This is a genomic window from Bradyrhizobium sp. AUGA SZCCT0283 (assembly GCF_018130385.1).
In the GTDB taxonomy this organism is placed as follows: Bacteria; Pseudomonadota; Alphaproteobacteria; order Rhizobiales; family Xanthobacteraceae; genus Bradyrhizobium.
Map to the genome: position 1 here is coordinate 38,896 of NZ_JAFCLU010000041.1, position 15,536 is coordinate 54,431.

General features: G+C 56.3%; 16 protein-coding genes and 3 pseudogenes. 7 read left to right on the plus strand and 12 right to left on the minus strand.

Features of this window, described 5'->3' with window-relative positions; genetic code table 11:
- Nucleotides 1-102 precede the first annotated feature (102 nt).
- The gene (locus JQ624_RS33795; RefSeq protein WP_212423213.1) at nucleotides 103-1,008 is read right to left on the minus strand and encodes an NAD(P)/FAD-dependent oxidoreductase; all 906 of its coding nucleotides are present in this window, start codon (nucleotides 1,006-1,008) and stop codon (nucleotides 103-105) included.
- A 92-nt stretch (nucleotides 1,009-1,100) separates the two neighbouring features.
- Here JQ624_RS33795 and JQ624_RS39600 point away from each other — a divergent pair, with 92 nt between their 5' ends.
- Both JQ624_RS39600 and JQ624_RS39605 read left to right on the plus strand, forming a co-directional pair.
- Nucleotides 1,101-1,514 carry a DUF72 domain-containing protein gene (locus tag JQ624_RS39600; protein WP_312014539.1) on the plus strand — a complete coding sequence of 138 codons (414 nt, stop codon included), beginning with the start codon at nucleotides 1,101-1,103 and terminating at the stop codon, nucleotides 1,512-1,514.
- 41 nt (nucleotides 1,515-1,555) lie between these two features.
- A complete protein-coding gene (locus JQ624_RS39605) occupies nucleotides 1,556-1,918 on the plus strand; it encodes a DUF72 domain-containing protein (RefSeq protein WP_312014540.1) in 363 nt (120 codons plus the stop codon).
- Nucleotides 1,919-2,324: 406 nt separating this feature from the next.
- On the opposite strand, the gene phaP is transcribed toward JQ624_RS39605, so the two are convergent.
- A complete protein-coding gene (gene phaP, locus JQ624_RS33805; protein ID WP_212423214.1) occupies nucleotides 2,325-2,963 on the minus strand; it encodes a phasin family protein in 639 nt (212 codons plus the stop codon).
- Nucleotides 2,964-3,372: 409 nt separating this feature from the next.
- Between phaP and JQ624_RS33810 the strand changes: the two genes are divergently transcribed.
- Both JQ624_RS33810 and JQ624_RS33815 read left to right on the plus strand, forming a co-directional pair.
- The gene (locus tag JQ624_RS33810) at nucleotides 3,373-3,675 is read left to right on the plus strand and encodes a hypothetical protein (protein ID WP_212423215.1); all 303 of its coding nucleotides are present in this window, start codon (nucleotides 3,373-3,375) and stop codon (nucleotides 3,673-3,675) included.
- An 80-nt stretch (nucleotides 3,676-3,755) separates the two neighbouring features.
- Nucleotides 3,756-4,925: a sensor histidine kinase gene (locus JQ624_RS33815; protein WP_212423216.1), complete on the plus strand. Its 1,170-nt coding sequence runs from the start codon at nucleotides 3,756-3,758 to the stop codon at nucleotides 4,923-4,925.
- Nucleotides 4,926-5,300: 375 nt separating this feature from the next.
- On the opposite strand, the gene JQ624_RS33820 is transcribed toward JQ624_RS33815, so the two are convergent.
- The 3 genes from JQ624_RS33820 to JQ624_RS33830 form a co-directional block, all read right to left on the minus strand.
- On the minus strand, nucleotides 5,301-5,783 hold the full coding sequence (locus JQ624_RS33820) for a phasin family protein (protein WP_212423217.1): 483 nt from the start codon (nucleotides 5,781-5,783) through the stop codon (nucleotides 5,301-5,303).
- A gap of 873 nt (nucleotides 5,784-6,656) precedes the next feature.
- Complete coding sequence (locus JQ624_RS33825) at nucleotides 6,657-7,268, minus strand: general stress protein (RefSeq protein WP_212423218.1); 612 nt, start codon at nucleotides 7,266-7,268, stop codon at nucleotides 6,657-6,659.
- 12 nt (nucleotides 7,269-7,280) lie between these two features.
- Nucleotides 7,281-7,574, minus strand: coding sequence for a hypothetical protein (locus JQ624_RS33830; RefSeq protein ID WP_212423219.1), 294 nt, complete (start codon nucleotides 7,572-7,574; stop codon nucleotides 7,281-7,283).
- A 485-nt stretch (nucleotides 7,575-8,059) separates the two neighbouring features.
- Between JQ624_RS33830 and trhA the strand changes: the two genes are divergently transcribed.
- The gene (gene trhA, locus JQ624_RS33835; RefSeq protein WP_212423220.1) at nucleotides 8,060-8,731 is read left to right on the plus strand and encodes a PAQR family membrane homeostasis protein TrhA; all 672 of its coding nucleotides are present in this window, start codon (nucleotides 8,060-8,062) and stop codon (nucleotides 8,729-8,731) included.
- A 47-nt stretch (nucleotides 8,732-8,778) separates the two neighbouring features.
- Here trhA and JQ624_RS33840 read toward each other — a convergent pair whose 3' ends face one another.
- The 5 genes from JQ624_RS33840 to JQ624_RS33860 form a co-directional block, all read right to left on the minus strand.
- Nucleotides 8,779-9,084 (minus strand): SemiSWEET family sugar transporter, encoded by a 306-nt coding sequence (locus tag JQ624_RS33840; RefSeq protein ID WP_212423221.1) that lies wholly within the window; start codon nucleotides 9,082-9,084, stop codon nucleotides 8,779-8,781.
- A 132-nt stretch (nucleotides 9,085-9,216) separates the two neighbouring features.
- The gene (locus JQ624_RS39430; RefSeq protein ID WP_212423225.1) at nucleotides 9,217-9,561 is read right to left on the minus strand and encodes a DUF1003 domain-containing protein; all 345 of its coding nucleotides are present in this window, start codon (nucleotides 9,559-9,561) and stop codon (nucleotides 9,217-9,219) included.
- Nucleotides 9,562-9,697: 136 nt separating this feature from the next.
- Nucleotides 9,698-10,234, minus strand: coding sequence for a low affinity iron permease family protein (locus JQ624_RS33850; protein WP_212423226.1), 537 nt, complete (start codon nucleotides 10,232-10,234; stop codon nucleotides 9,698-9,700).
- Between the two features lie 170 nt (nucleotides 10,235-10,404).
- Nucleotides 10,405-11,076, minus strand: a complete 672-nt coding sequence (locus JQ624_RS33855) for an HAD family hydrolase (protein ID WP_212423222.1) — start codon at nucleotides 11,074-11,076, stop codon at nucleotides 10,405-10,407.
- Nucleotides 11,077-11,117: 41 nt separating this feature from the next.
- Nucleotides 11,118-12,122, minus strand: a complete 1,005-nt coding sequence (locus JQ624_RS33860) for a YihY/virulence factor BrkB family protein (protein ID WP_249130277.1) — start codon at nucleotides 12,120-12,122, stop codon at nucleotides 11,118-11,120.
- 84 nt (nucleotides 12,123-12,206) lie between these two features.
- On the opposite strand from JQ624_RS33860, the pseudogene JQ624_RS33865 reads away from it, so the two are divergent.
- Nucleotides 12,207-12,458 (plus strand): annotated as a pseudogene (locus tag JQ624_RS33865) (alcohol dehydrogenase catalytic domain-containing protein); the annotation flags it as partial.
- On the opposite strand, the pseudogene hspB reads toward JQ624_RS33865, so the two are convergent.
- A pseudogene (gene hspB, locus JQ624_RS33870) lies at nucleotides 12,458-12,903 on the minus strand (small heat shock protein HspB); the annotation flags it as partial. The pseudogenes JQ624_RS33865 and hspB overlap by 1 nt on opposite strands.
- A gap of 100 nt (nucleotides 12,904-13,003) precedes the next feature.
- Between hspB and JQ624_RS38950 the strand changes: the two are divergent.
- Nucleotides 13,004-13,354 (plus strand): annotated as a pseudogene (locus JQ624_RS38950) (hypothetical protein); the annotation flags it as partial.
- Between the two features lie 1,790 nt (nucleotides 13,355-15,144).
- On the opposite strand, the gene JQ624_RS33875 reads toward JQ624_RS38950, so the two are convergent.
- On the minus strand, nucleotides 15,145-15,282 hold the full coding sequence (locus JQ624_RS33875) for a hypothetical protein (protein WP_212423228.1): 138 nt from the start codon (nucleotides 15,280-15,282) through the stop codon (nucleotides 15,145-15,147).
- Between the last annotated feature and the right edge of the window lie 254 nt (nucleotides 15,283-15,536).

Consider the following 15,536-nt stretch of genomic DNA (forward strand, 5'->3'; position numbering starts at 1 on the left):
TGTCCAGAATGTGGTTCTCCTTCTCATCAACGCCCTCGGCGTTTGGCGCTGGCTTCCAAACGCCGAGAAGGAAGCGAAAAGCTAGCTATCTTCCCAAACTCATCACTCGCAATATCCGTCGCGGCGCAAGAGACCCTTGTTGATGGCGACCGCCGCCTGCGCGCCTTCCGCGATGGCAACGGCGACAAGAAGAACATCGCGAGACACGTCACCCGCAACATACACGCCCCGGACACTGGCTTCCTCCGTGTCGGGGTCCTTCACGACGCCGCCCTTCGCATCGCGCTTGCAACCAAGTCGTTTGGAAAGGTCAGACGCCTGATCGCAGCCCGTCGAGAAAAACAAACCTGCCCGGGGCAGATCCGGCCCGCTCCTGAATACGATCTTTGCGAGCTCTCCGTTCGTACCTTCGAGGGATTCAATGGGCTCCAAGCGCAGCGGAATATCGTGCTCTTTGAGTTTTCGCTTCGCTTTCGTACTGACCTCAGTCCCATCGCAGCAAGCCACAACATCCGCCATCCAGTGCTTCATCATGATGGCAAGCTCGGCCCCTTTATCCCCCTTGCCAAATGCAGCTACGGGCTTTCCCGCGTATTCGAAGCCGTCGCAATACAGACAATGGTGCACGGAAACGCCGTACAGAGGCTCGATTCCCGCTAATTCAGGAAGCTCGTCAACGAGACCCGTCGCAAGCAAGACCTTTGAGGTGAGGCCGGTTGTTCCGTCCGCACACACAAACTTGAATTCATCGCCACTTGGAATGATGTCGGTAACTCGTGTCCCGCGCAGCGAAATCGACTTGTACAGGCTGAGTTCTTGCCGCGCCTCATCCACGAATACTGAGGGGGACCGGCCTTCCCGTCCGAGCAGGCCGTGTATCGCGTGCGAACTCAGGTTGCGCTGATGCCCTTCATCGCAGAGCAATGCTTTGCGGTGGCACCTCCCCAGAATAAGCGCGGCGCTTAATCCGGCAGGCCCGCCGCCGACAATGAGAACATCGAATTTCATCGGAAGCCCTTTCGTTGCGGGAATATATAAGACTGCTCGCAACGCTTGGAACCCCTGGTAGCCGTTCAGGCGTTAGTATTTGGGAAGAAATCATGCCGCGTGCGAACACAGCAGTTCGATGGAAAGAACTAACGCGAGAGGAGCGGCGCGAACGGAGGCGGCTACGCCGCGAAACGCGGCGCGAGGACAATATCCGCCGCGCCGCGAAGATGCACGTTGCCCGAAAGGAGTTGGTTTCCGAGGGCTCGAATTCAACGCCTCGTTTGAAGGCGGCCTATGTCGGTTGCTCTGGCTGGCGCTACTGGAAATGGCGGGGATTGTTCTATCCCGCAGATCTGCCGGAAGGAAAGTGGTTCGATCGTTACGCCAAGCGGTTTGATACCGTCGAAATCAACGCGTTCTTTTACTCGTGGCCCACTGTCGCGAATGTTAAAGCCTGGCGCCGTCAACCCGGGAAAGGAAAGTTTGTCTATACGGTCAAAGTCTGCGAACTCATCCACACGTGAAGCGGTTCAAGGGCACAAAAACCCTTATCAGGGACTCTGGAATGATCGCCGATATTCTGGGCGAACGAATGGGCTGTTTGCTATTCCAGCTTCCGCCGAGTTACCGTTACACCAAGGCGCGGCTGAATGCGATCGTCAGTCAGCTCGATCCTGCGCGCCGCAATGTCGTCGAGTTCCGGCACGCCAGCTGGTGGAATGAGGAGGTTTACGGCGCCTTCCGTAAGGCAGGCATTATCTTCTGCTCTTGCAGCGGGCCACGGCTTCCTGATGAGCTTATCCGGACGACTGACGAAGTATACGTCCGGCTGCACGGCCCCAAGCGCTGGTATCAGCATGACTATTCAAAGGACGAGCAGCTGGAGTGGACGAACAGGATTAAAGCAAGTGGGGCGACGAGAGCCTGAATCTACTTCAATAATGATAACGATGCCTATGCGCCAAAGAACGCAACTGCTATGCGGTGCATGCTAAGCGGCTTTCTTCGGGGCGTCGACCGGTGAAGCGACATCGAACGTAGAGAATCAATTCTCGACTCGACTAACACGTACCGTTGGCATCTCGGGCGTCTACTCATAAAACGAGAAATGTCCCATTTTTTAGGCTAAAGCCAGTGCTAACCAACTCTAGATAGCCCCAATGCCGCGGAACTGCGGTGCGCGGTCCTCTATGGGCGTATTGAGCTCCCGGCCGTCTCGGGATCCCGTGCGTGAGCGCACACTTAATTTCTGAATTGATCTATGAATGTCATCGCTCGGGACAGCAAGAGCGGCTCATATCAGCCGCTCTTACAATCGAAACTGCACACCAGGGTTAGGCGGTGCGCCGGGCCTCCTCCATACTTTGTTTCATCTGCTTTCCGGCATCGTCGGCCATTTTGAGCGACATGTCGGCTATCCGACGGCTGCTCTCCAAGGCGGTTTCCACGGTCTCTCGCACCATGTCGCTTTGTACGGCTGCAAAGTCCTGAGGAGTTCGGCAGGACCACAACTCATTCATGTGGTCCATGTTCTTCTCGACTTGATGCCGAACCATCTGAAAGTACTCTTGAGACATTCTACCCACCACTCTGGCAGCAGCGGTACCAGTGTAAAGCAGCGTTTGCGCGTTGCGCGCCGACCGTTCTGCTGCCTTCGTTGCCTGTTGCGCCCCTTCTCCTGACACGCCGAGCGTGCGACCAAATTGCTCGGTAGACCGTTCCATGGCCGAGGTCGCCGCTTCCAGGCCGAAGCGCCATGCATTCTGCAACGTCTCGACGTTTTGCTTAAGCAGGTTCGCACTTGCTCGAGCCACTTCCTCCCCGGCTTCAGCAGCAGCTTGCCCGACACGCGCCGTCTGATCAGCTGCAGCTTGTCCGATACGGGTGGTCTGCTCAGCAGCACTCTCGCCGGCGCGGCGGGCTGCGTCTTCCATGCCTTGCGTAGATTTGTCGTCCTGGCGGGGATTTGCCATCCTTGTTCTCCACTGATTGGTTGATGACTTGCCCCAGCTCCTTGCCGAGAACGCGATCTGGGTGAGACCGTTCCTAAGCCCCGACATTCTTTTCCGCCGGTGTCGTTAGGGCTAGGCCGCTAGGACTCGGGCTAGCCGCACCAGTTCGATGCGCTGACATACCTTGCAGAGATACTGAATAAGATCATTCCCCTCGTCATCAGGGTCAATCTTCTCAAGCTTCATCGTTGATTGCAGTCAATGCAAGTCAACAAATCGAGCAGCCTGCTCCGGTTATCGTTCATATGACCCGTAGCCGCCACTGGCGTGTGTCTCTCTGCCGCAGTTCGACTAGCAACATATCGTTGTGCCGGATGTTCCTAAGCTATCCGCTTGTTGACATTACCGCTTGCCGCACAGGAGGCCGGGCATGAAGTTGGTTCATAATGGATGGTTTAGGGGACGCAACTGGTATTGGGCGACGATTCTGGTTCTACTCGTCCTGCCAGCCCTCCCGGATAATCTCGCCGCGCAGGGACTGCCGGTTGAAACCGGATCGCACGTGTCTGTCGCCCTATTGTTCGCCGGTGCCGTCGTGCTCGGACTGGTGCTAACCTACGGCATCACGCGAAACAGGAGCCGCACGCGCTCCGAGAAGCAGATTACCGAACAAGCAACGAAGGACCTTTACGTGAGAGAAGAGCGGGAGCGGGCAAACTCAGGCAGCGAGTAAGACGATCGACCGACTGAAGCAGACCGGCAAGGAGGCGCTCGATGCCACTCGTGAAACGACAACGCGGGACTTAGAAGCTGATGGAGGACCGTTCGAACGAAACGAGCGAAGCCGGCGTGCTGGACAAGCTCCGGCGTCACATTCGCATTTTAGTCGATATCGGACGACTTGCGAGTGAGAATGACGAGTTGAATCGCTTCCTGGACCAGGCCGTCGTCCAGATCGCTCGGGCAGTCGAAATACACCATGTGAAAATTCTTCGATATCGTCCGGAGACGTCGGATCTTCTCCTCGTCGCAGGTGTCGGATGGAAGGAAGGTGTCGTTCGCACAGCAACGTTGTCAGCAGACCTGCGTTCACCGCCTGGGCGGGCATTTCAGACCGCAGAGCCGGTCAGCATCAAAGATTTCAGAGAGCAAGATGAGTACGCTCCGTCGGATTTCCTGAAGGAACATGGCATCATCTCGGTGGCCAATGTGCCTGTGCTGATCGGGGGTGCGGCATGGGGCGTGTTGGAGGTGGATAGTACCTCGCCTAGAGACTTCAGTGAGGATACGAGTGACTTCCTATCGTCCGTTGCTGGCCTCATAGGCTCCGTACTGCGCCACCATGCACAGCCGGATAAAGAAGCACGCTTGATGGCTGCGGCTGCTGAGGCTCAGAAACAGGAGGTTTTGCTTCGCGAATTGCAACACCGTGTCAAGAACAACTTCCAGCTCGTTTTGTCCTCCATTTCCATTCAGAAGCGTCGGTATCAAGATCTGGACGTTCATCGCGCGCTGGATCATGTTGCAAGCCGCATCAACGCCATTTCACTTGCTCACGATCAGCTCGCATCGCGACACGAAGGCAGGACAGTCAGACTGTCCGATTACATTCGCGCTCTTTGCAGCACAATTCGTCAGCAGATCGACGCAGTCGAAATCGACGTAGAGTCGGACGAACTTGAATTGAGCGTTGATCGGGCCCTGCCAGTTGGTCTCATCTTGAACGAAGCGGCAATGAACAGCATTAAACATGCGTTTGGCCCGGACGTTGGCAAGATAAGAGTGAAATTGGTCGGGGGCATCGGTTACGGAGAGGCCCGCCTGACCGTTTCTGACAACGGCCGCGGCATCCGTAACCCGAGCGAACACGGGTCCGGACTGAAACTGATTGCTTCTCTTGCAAGACAGATCGGCGGCACCATAGAACAAGAAAGTTCAGATTCCGGGACGACAACGACCCTCACGTTTCCGTTGATAAACTGAGGGCTATGGTCGGAATTATTCGCGCCTAGATCGGGCGAGCATCAGTTAACCGTTCTCTTGAGGCAGGCAGGGTGGTAGGAATGTTAGTTGGTTCAAATCCGAGCAGCGCGGGCGCCGGAAGACGATGGGCAAATTGCCGAGGGTACGTCGAAAGCTGCGATGCAGAAGGTTTTGGAACGTGAGAACCGCCGAATTGGAGGTTTAGTGACTGATGCCTGCGCAATGGTAGCGGTCGCATATCATCGTGCCGCAGGGGTCTACGAAGCCGACGCAGACATGCGAGAGTTAGGAACTGCCGCTGTCCACCTACTAACGATGGCAACCTCCTATACCAACGCACAGAAGGAATGATTTACGACAACCAGTTCAGAACGCTTAGGCTATCCGCTTGGTATTTAGTTCAGCCATCTCTTTCGAATACTTCCCGAACATGGCGATCTGCTTGCTTGTGAATTCTGCAATGACAGTGAAAAACTCGACGGGCGACCTAATTGTCGCCAGCCTCTGGCTGAATTCAAACGCAAATGTCATGTTAGCCTGCGCCAATTCCAGCAGCTTTGCTTGATAAGCGCGCGCATTTGCGGCGGCTGAAGATAAATCAAATCTTTTGCTCAAACTGCTGTCAGTCATCAAGTAAGGGACATCTTCTTGTAGGGCTGTCACTGGCTTTTCGATTACAAGGGGAGCCGCTGGCTTTGAATCGTTGTGAGGCTTGGGGGACGATTCAGCCGAGCCTGCCACAACCGAGCGACTGATCTTCGGGCTTCTGACGATAGTCTGGGCGGCCCGCTGGGCCTTCGCAGCTATTTTCGGGCTGCGCGCGTGTTTTGACGCCGTTGCCGATCTGCGTTTGCTCATCTGACACTCCAAAGGATGGATTAGGACCACGGGGTCATTCGTAACAAAGACAACAGGCGCTGCAGTTTAACGTTCCAAACGGCAAGTTATGGACGAGACTGTGGCTTTTCAGGCTATCTGGCGTTCAGGCCAGGGGGTCTGCCTGCACCGCTACTTCCGTCGGCGTCGCGTTCGCTTAAGCACACGGTTTCGGCTCCGACCCGAAAGCCGCTTCGCATTTTTCGCTACATGCTGTCGGTATCGATGAACTATTTCATCCCCGGAAGCACCAGCCACTAGACTTGCGGTAGCTTCGAAAGCCGCGTTTATCTTTTCGCTGACCATTAAATTTGCTTCGCGTCGGGCGCTTCTCCCGCCTCGCATCAGCTTCATCATCCGAAGCGCAATTACTGCGTTTGCTTCTGCTGCCAACAACATAAAAGGATTGAACATCCGCTGTGCTCCACTTGTAACAAGGCGAATGGTCAGAAATTGTTCCGGAAGCGCCCGGCACCTTGATCGTCAAACCGAACGCATACGGGAGGGAGGTCGCTGATCACGTTTGCAGCGACTAGCCTGCCGTAGGAACTTCGTGCATTCTGTTCTACTCGAATTTGTGCGGCGCTGAGGTCGCCGCGGAATAGTGCGTCGAACGGGTCGCGCGACCTGAATGACAGTCTACGCTGACATTCTGGCGCGGACAGATGCACGGAAACGGCTCCGGCGGAGCGCGCCAGAGCCGCCAACCTTGGAGGTTTTCGCCCCATAAATTTGCAAGCGCTGCCGCGCAACAATGGCGGATGGGTTCAGTCTCGAAAGAACGTCTGGATCGGCTATTTTAGACAAAACGGCCCGCCGAAGCGGGCCGTTTGGATGTTTTATTATTTAGCGCAGTCAACCGCCGTACAGGGCTCGTTCCTTCCGGACCTCCTCCGCGCCGTAGGGCTTGCTGGCAGGATCAAACGATTTCCACCCAGCCTTTTGCCAGGCGGCACTCCGATCACGCAGGTTGATGGCAGACTCGTTCAATATTGAATCGAGGCGCGACCGGTCCGCATCGGCCACTCGCGCCGACACCAGCGTACCTCCACGACGGACGCCCTCGGCGTAGGAGTGAGCATCCTCTGCCGAAACGCCAGCCTCGGTGAGCGCTCCGACAATACCGCCGATAGCTGCTCCTGCCGCCGCGCCAACCGCCGTCGCGGCCAGCCAACCAGCTGCGACAACGGGTCCGAGGCCGGGGATCGCCAGTAAGCCGAGCCCGGCAAGAAGGCCGGCCGTGCCACCTACGCCCGCACCAATGCCGGCGCCTTTCGCTGCACCTTCGGCGCGATCGTCGACGCCATCGCGGTCGCGATCCACCTTCTTGTCGGTGTTGAACCAGCTGTCTGAATTATTGGCGACGATGCTGATGTCCGAGTGCGGCACGCCTGCGGATTCGAGGCGCCGAACAGCCTGCTGAGCGTCATTGTAGTTGTCGTAAAGACGACAAATTGTAACGGTCATGCTAAACCTTCCTTACTTGGCAGTATTGACGTTGCCTTGAAAATCGACGCTTACCGCAGTGGCTGCCCCGCCCTTGCTCGCCTTGCCGCGCCAGACACCATTGTCGTCCTTTTTCAATTCGGTGACGTTGGTGTAGCCGGCATCCTCGATCTTCGACTTGGCTTGTCCTTCAGTGAAGCTGTTGCGACCCGCGATAGGAGCATTGTAGTTGTTTTGACTAGGGCTGTTGACCGCGTTGTTGTTCGGTCCCGACTGCGCGGGCGGGTTTTGCGCCGATGCTGTGGTAGCCGCTAATAATCCAAACAAATTAAAAGAAGTGAGCGTTTCATAGTTTTCTCCAGAGTTTAAGGAGCGAGCATAACCTCTCGCTACCGCTTTAGTTCCTAATCCTGTGAGTTAGGCGCTTACGCGCTTTGCCAGGAACCCCCACCGCTTGAGCTGCGCCGGCCGGAATATCGTTCGCGCGGCAGTGGAGCGCCTTCCGGCTGATCGTAATGGATGCACACAGGCCAAAACGTCTGCACCATGCGAACTCCAATCGTGATTTGGGCCGAGCCTGATATTGCGATCATCGTTCGATCGCTTTCGAGATCCAGCCGAGCGTATCCAAGCCGTCCTTGCGCCTAGGCCGAACGTTGCATGGGGGGTCCGAAAGAGCCGCGATAGAACGGGTAGAAAAGTCCACCCTCTTGAATTGGCTGACCATCATTCGAGCGACGTGGCGTGGCCATCTAGGAACACTTCAACGTTGGCGTCGTTTACACTCGGTCAACCTAGCGGCGTCGAATTGAATGAATCAACATGACTCCAAAGCGCTCGAAACGGATAGACTGTTTGCAAAGAATAAGAGCGCGAACCACCGCACCACAGTAGGTGCGATCCCATGGAATTATGATCGTTCCGAATTAATTGCAGATGGAGCGATTCATTTTGTCGGGGTTGGCATGGGATTGGGCGCAACGACGACGTTGATCGTCCTGACAAGTGGTTCCAGTGCATCCATCCATCCGGTCATCGTTGCAGGTTATGCGCTGTGCTTACTTAATATGCTGGTGTTCTCTGCGGCCTATAACCTCTGTCCGGTATCGCCGCGGAAGTGGCTGCTAAGGCGGTTTGACCAGTCTGCGATACCTCTCCTCATCGCGGCCACCTATACGCCGTTCATCACGCAACTTAACGACCGCGACTTGGCAGCGTCCTTACTAGTCGCCCTATGGTTTTTGGCTGCTATCGGGATCGTCCTGAGGCTGCTTTTCCCGGGTCGTTTCGAGCGCCTCTCCGTCGTGTTATATATTGCCATGGGATGGAGCGGCATTATTGCATACGACAAGGCTGTCGCGTCACTCTCCGGCTCGATCCTAACGTTCATCGCAACTGGCGGAGTATTGTATACGTTAGGAGTTATCTTCCATCTATGGGAACGATTGCGCTACCAAAATGCCATTTGGCACGCATTCGTGTAGTTGGGCGCCGCCTGCCACTTTAATGCGGTCTGGGATCTTGCTATCGCTTAACGAAACGAAAGCCTGCAATTCTTTTCAGACGCTTTACCCAGCCGCCGTGCTGTTGGACACACTTGCGCAGCGCCATGGCGATAATCGCCGGTCATGTCGCGGATCTTGCAGACCAACACGATACCAGAGAGCGTTCCCCCAACACCAGCAGCCACGATTACCCTGTCGACCGTCGCAAGCCCATCAATGATCCAGAGCGCCAGGCCCGACGTCAGGGCTGACAGCATTTTCCACGACAAATCGTCGGCGCTGTCGCGCGGCCATGCTTTCTTGACTTGCGGCAGGTAAGATTGCAACGTCAATGCGGGCCGCAAACCCGCCCAACAACCTCACGCGAGTGCTCTCGGCCATCAAGGCGTCGGTCTCCAGTCGAGTTGCCGACATGATGACCACCCGCACATCCCCAAGCCTCGAATCTGCGGATGGTGTGATACTCATTCGGCTTCCTTCTTCTCCCGCGCGCGCAGGTCACGGGCGATGGATTCGACCTGCGTATGTTGTGAGAGATCCTTGTTGTCTGGATCGTGAACGGGCAATTTCAGATGAACCGCGATCTCTCCGAGCATTTTGAGAATCTTCGTCGCCTCCTCCTCTGCGAGCAGATTGATCTGAAGGTCGAGATGATTGCGTCTTTCGGATGTACGGTCGATTGCATTCTGCCGTATCAAGACGAAGGACGTCAGCAGAACGGCCTCTAGCCCGAGAACGACGGCTAACAATGGGAATGGATACGGGTCGAAAGTCCAATGCGTCGGCGCCAGACCAACATTGAACGCGATTCAGCCAAGAACCATTGCGCATTCGAACAGCATGAAATACACGGTGCCGACGAACCACCCGATGGCGTGCGACAGACGATGGTACGGCGATAACGCCTCCTGGTCTTCTTTCTCCAGTTTCAAAATGGATTCGATGTTACGCGTGGCCGTATCTGAGTATCTCGCGTTTGTCCCGCGATGGATTAGCGTTGTCACGACCCCCCGCTCTATCGGCCGCCCGCCTCGCCTTTTCGCCGGTCTTCTCAACGGAGACCTCTCCGGTTTTTTCTGCCTGTGCGCGGGTTTCGCACTTGGTCCGGATTTCCTCGAGTTCATCATCGGTCAGATGTTCAATTCCAACGAAGGAATTACGAGCCGCACTGACGCGGATCAGTTCATCCAGCTTGACCTGGATCGCGGCGCTGTCGCGGTTCTGGGAATTTTGAATCAAGAACACCATCAAGAATGTCACAATTGTGGTGCCCGTATTGATGACAAGCTGCCAAGTATCGGAATAGCCGAACAAAGGCCCTATAACGGCCCAAACTATCACCACGCAGGCAGCAATGATGAACGTCGAGGCGTGGCCCGCAGCCTGCGATGTCCGGTTGGCCACATCCCCAAACACTCTGGCGAACCCTGTCGGCTTCTCCTTGCATTGCTTCTCGCGAGAAACCTGCAAGGACTGCCTCATCGTTTTTTTAGTCCGGCCCACAGTTCCTCCGCCGCTGCGCCCGATCCGCTCCGTTGACAATTTGGGGCTCGCAGCACTTATCGGCATCAACAGCCGTCGTCAGCTTGAGTTCCATTATGGACCGTAACCCGGCCGGCCGCCCGGCGTCTTGGCCGCCGCCCTAAACCTCATCACGTGCCAGAGCGACTTCGTTGACCTGCTTTAAAGATCGCTGGTAGTTCAAGCAGCTCATCCGCAACAGCGAAACAGCCGGCCTCCAGTAGCACTTGTTTGGCAAAACCACCTGTAAGAAGCCCGGCGGCCGCAATGCCCGCTCCGCTCGCGGCCTCGGCGTCATACGGAGTGTCTCCGACCATGACGGCTTGCCCAGCTGAGATCCCGAGCTTTCCAAGCGCCAGCCCGACTAATCGTGGATCCGGCTTGCCGTGTTCGACGTCGTCCCCGCATGCCATGGCATCGATGAGATCATCGACATTCAGTAGCGAGCGGTAGTGGCAGAGTTCAGGGCCCTTGCAGTCCGTGGCGAGCGCAATCCTACCGCCGCCCTCCCTTAGTGCCTCGAACACTTCCCGCACACCCGTGAACGCCTTAACGCTTCCCAGGTATTTGGCTTCGTAAATTTTCCCTTGGGCTTCCAGCACCTCCTGCCGCTCGCGTGCGTTCAGGTCTGGGGCTACAAGCTGAAGGGTTTGATCGCCGTCTAGTCCGGAATAAAGTTGCAGGAGCTCGTAGGGAACGCTAACGCCGAAGTCGCCCAAGCACACCTGAAGGCTCAGCAGGTTTTTCTGCACGCTGTCCACCAGCGTGCCTTCGACATCGAATATGTAACCGCTAAACAGCATACCGCCTCCGCCGCAGGAACGCGCAACGGTTCACTTTTGTCTTAACGTGCTCGCGCGACGGCCTCCGCAACGTTTTGCAGACTGTCGGCATCTCTCTTCTTGATCGAGCCCCGGTGCTTGGCAAATGCTCGGGTAACCTCAGCACCCATGAGAATGATCTGGGAGGTGTAGTACACCCAGATTAATACAACGATGATCGAGGCGGCGGCACCGTAGGTCGACTCCAGGCCTTGTTTGCCGATATAAAATCCTATCGCAGCCTTCCCGATTTCAAAAAATACGGCGGTGACGACGGCGCCGAGCCAGACGTCATACCAATTGACTTCCGCATCCGGGAGCCACTTGAACATCATGGCGAACAGCAAGGAAATCACGGACAGCGAGACCAGGATGCTGATGAGGTGAAAGACCCACTCCTGCATGTAGGGAGCGGCAAATTTGCCAAGGGCAGCTAAACCCGTGGTCACAACCAGCGACACGAGCAGAAGAAAACCAAGGGCCAGGACGGCGGCCAATGACACGATGTAGCTGCGCATGAATTGCCGGACGCCGTGTCCCGGTTGCTCCTGGACTTCCCAAACGGTGTTTAAGGCGTCCTTGAGCTGAACCACGACTCCGATGGCCGCAAATAGGAGCGTTCCGATTCCTAGGAAAGTCGCCAACATGCCTTCTCGGGGCCGGTTGGCGTCCGCCAGCATGGCTTCGACGGCTTTGGCGCCGGAGTCGCCCAGCATGTCCTTGATTGACGCAGCAACTTGCCCACTCACCGCCTCACGACCGAAAAAAAGGCCGGCGACCGCGATTGCGATGACGACGATGGGACCTATGGAGAAGACGGAGTAATAAGCCAGCGCCGCGCCCTGACGCGAGTCCTTATGGCTCGACCAATTTCCCGCAGCATCTCTTGCAATCGACCACAGCATCGCGAGCCCTTCTTTCACTTTCTCAATGGGCGACATCGCGAGCGGTTCCAAATTTGGCCAAACAACGCTTTGGATCGAGATGCCAGACAGCCCAGTGTAAAGCTTGAGGGATACGAGGAACATTTTTGGAACGTATCCATCCTGCTGCTGTTGCGCTCAGACGACATGGACCCGTGAATGTGCATGCCGATCCATAAGGAGAACCTAATGCGCGCACTGTGCTGGCACGGATAAGGCGACGTTCGGGTAGACACCGTTCCCGACCCCAAAATCCAGCACCCCCGCGATGCCGTCATCAAGATCACCGCCTGTGCGATCTGTGGCTCCGACCTTCATCTGTTTGACGGCTATCAGCCCACCATGGAGAGCGGGGATATTCTCGGGCATGAGAATATGGGCGAGGTTATCGAACTTGGCTCCGAAGTCACGAACCTGAAGATCGGTGATCGCGTCGTCGTTATCTGGCGGACGTTCGAGGCGGGCGAACCCGCGATCGAAATCCGACGCGGCTTCATGGCCTCGGGCAGCTCGCGGACCAGTTCGATCCTGAGCAAGCCGTTGTCAAACGCCGCTCCCTTGACCTGGACGTAATCCGCCAGATTGAATTGCCGCTTGAAAGGCCGCGACGAAATTCCCTGGTACAGGAACTCGCGCTGTTGCTTCTCGGCCTTCCGACCTTCCACCGTCAGGATGCTTTGTTCTGCGGTGATCTCGATTTCTCTGGTGAGAAACCGGCAACCGCCAGCGAGATCTGGTAGCGGTCTTCGCCCACGCGCTCGACGTTGCAAGGCGGATAATGGTCCTCCGTGCCGGCCTGCTGCTGCGCGGCATCGACGAGATCGAACACGCGGTCAAAGCCGATGGTCGACCGCCAAAGGGGAGCAAAGTCGTAGGTAGTCCTCATAGCCAAATCCTCCGTTGAGCAAGATGGATACGAGCAGGCCCGGACACCTCCGGCGCCCGTCTCCGCCGGGCCCCCAAAGGGCGCGCGGACCGCCTATTGCGGCAAGCAAACTCGTGGGTTTGCATCGGAAAGCGAGCCTGAGATAGCGGTGTGCATGCTTCCGGGTACCGAACTGGCTTTCGCCGGCAACGTAAAATATCAAAGCCGATGGCTGTGGCCGAAAGTCATAGAATCGAGCGTTGGAAAATTCAGCGTGTTGGATCCACAGCTACCCCAGCGCCATCACGACGCGGTGGAATTTCCAGATGGTAGCCGGGTGCTCGTGACGCAACTGGTGCCTGGGCAGCGAGTGACCGTGCTGCAATTGCCCGTGACATCGCGCAATTCAAAACCTGCACCACAAGAGCGTGGGGCAGTCGGAATACCCGAAAACCCGCCACTTCCGGCTTAGTAGCTGAACTTCGCACGCCGACGCGACTACCAAGAAATGCACCATTGTCGATAAAACGCCGACCACTACAACGACCATAGTTGATAACGGTATCTTCAAGACCCGGACCGAAGCCGAAACCGGTATGAAGACGATGAAGGTTTGTACGGAAAACTGATCTTCGACCAGCTAAGACCTCGCAGTCCTCGATGGACCACCGAAATCCCCGCTTGCGCGTCCGTCGACTCTCTCTGCGTGACCCTGCCGAGTACCCCTCGGCAGGGTTTTTCTACATCGGAACTCCACGCAGCCCATCTGAATTGCCATTCTTTCCCGGTGGGAAACATAAGCTGCGCCTGTGCGTTCGTGGTTGTATAACAGGAAAATTCCAATGGCTTCAAACGCAGTCGTTTTCTTTGCGGGGGTTGGGACCACCTTTGTTATCCTTACGGCAGGATTTAGCAGCGGGTTGGTATTCACAAAGGCGGCTTTTGACGACACGCGAGCTCCAACCCGGGCAGACCCGAGACCGCCGCCGTCCGTCAGAGTTATTTTGCCTGCTTATGGAGAGCCAGCGTCAAGCGCCACTCCTGTATCAGACCAGCCTCAGACCGAGGCGACCCTCACAACGCCCGAAACCCAATCAGTTAGGGAGGCTCCCACGCCTGTTGCACAAGCTTCCACGCCGGATCCGAGGACGGTAGAGCGAAACTTGAGAGCTGAGCGCCGCAAGCAAGCCGAGCGCAAGGCGAGGAAGGTCGCCGCAGCAAGAGCTAGACAGGAGACGAAGGCACAGACCCACCAAGCGCCCGGCGTCATGGCCTTTGGCGGCGACAGTCCCCATTTCTTCGGAAACTAGCGAACGGTTTCCAATCGGAGGAAAGAAGTGTTTTGGCGGCAATTGTGGCATGAACTGTCGAATGCGCGAGACGCCAACTTGATGCTGGCCGTTATCGCCGGCTTTACTGCCTGGATCGTTACCCAGGTCTTGAGGGTCGTTTTTGGCTGAAGGCCGCAGCGACAGACAAATGGCCCAGCCTATTTCTCTCCCCCATCCAAAAACCTGAAGCTAATCTCAATAATGGACCGTCCGAACTCCGAACCTCAACGGACGTAAGATATCCTGCAGGGTTGGGAGGTCTCATAGATAAATCGATTGCCATGTCTGACAGGAACGAGGCGGCCTCTATTTGAGCATGGGAAATATCGAGCAGCTCCACCCCATCTTCATCTTACGTCTCGGAGATCGAAATAGTATTGGGGCATAGGCCGGCCCTTCCAGATATCAAACTCGGTGTGCGCAATATTGTTTCTAAACGCTCTGCCAAGACCCCAACGGTTTGAGCTGCGTCGGACTCGATATCGTTCGGGCAGCGGCGGAACACCGTCCGGCTGGTCGTAATGGATGCACATCAGACCAAAACCGTCAGCGGCATGTGAGCTCCAGTCATAGTTCGGCCCTAGCCCGATGTTTCGATCGTCCTTAGACCGCTTTTCGTGATACCGGCCGTTCGCGTCACGGCCCGGTTCGGTCGTTTCCGCGTTGAAGAAGATCCGTGGAAGTGCCGCCGAGCCGTTTCGATTCGAGCCTTCGCCTCGCCCTGGGTTCTGGATCACCAGCACGTCAAAGCCGGCCTTGCCGGATCGCGCTTTCATATGAGTCGAAAAGACCCTATCGCCGTGCGCGCCGTCATGCGGTGCCGTTGCGCCTTAACATCTCGGAACCAAGAAAGCCGCGAGCCTGATGGCGGCAGTCTGATAATGGGGGTGCCTTCGGGCCGCTCACTTTCATGTTCGAGTAGTTTGTGGATTCAGTGCTTACATGACAGGCGGGCGACATTCGCCGCGACAATCTTCTGGTAATTTTCGATCACAATCGATGGGTTGCCACCGCGAGCAATAATCGCCTTGGCTTCCTCCATCGCACCCATCTTTTCAGATACCATCATAAGAAACATTTCGGCCGGAGTGCTTGTGCCGACATCGTCCGGAGGCGAATTTCAATAACTCGGGCAGCGCCGCCATGAGCGTCATCAACGGAAAAAACGTAAGCATCAACTCTGACCTCACGGCGGAATGCCGCAACCCCCAACAGTTCCGATATGTTTTGGTCCTACCGTTTCCGCTCTAGATGTGGTCTTTCAGGAGGTTGTCCATCTGGTCCGAACCGAGGAAGCTGAGGTTGCGAAGCTTCAGTGTTCCA